We start from the raw sequence: 1,603 nt of genomic DNA, 5'->3' as shown, positions 1-1,603 counted from the left end.
GAGCCCACTGAAAAAATAGGTCTCTTACTTTTAATGAAATGAAAACCGAGGAATCTCTCGTTAATTTGAGCGAATTCCTCGGTTATTTTGTATTTATTAAGGTCATAATTCGTTTCATATTGACCACGAAGATGGTTGTGGCTGCCTGTAACTCCATGCTGAAAAGACCCGATGCTCTCGCGACATCAAAGCCGTGTCTCTGTTTTAGTTCGGCATTCTTTGCTTCGATTTTATAGCGATGTCTGGCCATTTCTTTAAAATAAGGTGTTTCCTGAAATTTCTTCTGGAAAAGATGGTCGTCACTTTTAATGGCTATTGAATAAGTTTTAGACTTTGCCCCCTCCTTATAACATCCTTCCTTTGAAAGGCAACTCTTGCACTTCTCAATGTCAAAGTAATGAGTGACAACTTGATTCTTATTTTGATATTTTTTCCCTGTCCTTGCTTTGCGAACAGCCATGTGTCCTTCTGGACAGACAAATAGCCCTGCATCTTTATTAAATTCAAACGCATCCTCTTCTTTACGGTAACCTTTTGAAACAGAAGGATTCAGTTTTGAAACCAAATGAATCTTTTCTTTGCGAGCTAGTTGAATGTTGTCCTTTCCTGAATAAGCCGCATCACCAATAATAGTCTCGATGTCCAGACTATTTTCCTTTGTTTTGGCATATAATTCAGGTAAATATTTCCCATCGCTTTGTTCGCCAGAAGTGACCACACAAGCAGTAATAATCCGTTCATCCGTCATAGCGATATGACTTTTATATCCATAGAAAGAGCTGTCGGCTGTCTTATGTCCAAGCCTAGCCTCCTCCTTAACAGAAGCTTCCAAGTGTTCTAAGTCGTCCTCGACAGCCTCTTTTAGGTAATTGAACTTTTGAGACACAGCCGGTAGGGCTAAGAGTTCCTCGTGTTTTTCAACCATAGCCATTAATTCCTCTGTATAGGTCAACTCTGCTTCGAGGTTATCTTCCTGAGGTTTTTTTGGAAATTCTATTTTGATATCTTCTGAATGTTGATAAATTGTTTTACGTAAAGCTTTTGAACGCTCTCTAAGGATTTCTTGGGGTTTCTTATGATTATAATGAGATTTGGTGTGAGTGGCATCCACAATGAGGATTTTACTCTTAATCAAGTTATGTTCGAGTGCAATTTGAACAGACTTCTGAATCAATACATCAAGCAGTTTGTCATCTTTAATTCTTAGCTTTCTAAATTTTGTCAGAGAGGATGGCTCGATAACAGAATCCTCAGGAGCTAGACCAAGAAAAAATTTAAAGGCCATATCTGACAAGGAACGTCCTACCACATCTACATCTGATAACTTATAAATATCTTTTAACAAGAGATATTTGAACATCATAATCGGTGAATAAGCTTTACGCCCAAAATCGGGACGATAATTCTTTTCTAGTTCATCATAAATAAAGCTAAAATCACAGAGTTCAGTTAGCTGACGTAAAAAGTGGGTTTTAGGAACCACGATATCATACAAACTAGAATAAGGACTGACATCCATAGTTAACTGATTATCAAGCATCATCTCACCTCATCTCTAGTATAACAAAAAAGCCATCAATTTGATGACTTTTTCAGTAGGCTC

At 37.6% G+C, this 1,603-nt stretch carries 1 protein-coding gene; it reads right to left on the bottom strand.

Annotation, left to right across the window (positions count from 1 at the left end):
* Positions 1–82: 82 nt before the first annotated feature.
* Positions 83–1,540 carry an IS1182 family transposase gene (locus tag QM424_RS09770; protein WP_414394552.1) on the bottom strand — a complete coding sequence of 486 codons (1,458 nt, stop codon included), beginning with the start codon at positions 1,538–1,540 and terminating at the stop codon, positions 83–85.
* Positions 1,541–1,603: the final 63 nt, after the last annotated feature.

This window comes from Streptococcus mitis (assembly GCF_047464945.1).
Classification (GTDB): domain Bacteria; phylum Bacillota; class Bacilli; order Lactobacillales; family Streptococcaceae; genus Streptococcus; species Streptococcus mitis_EA.
Note: the sequence above shows the minus strand (reverse complement) of the source record. Positions and strands in the feature narration are given on the sequence as shown.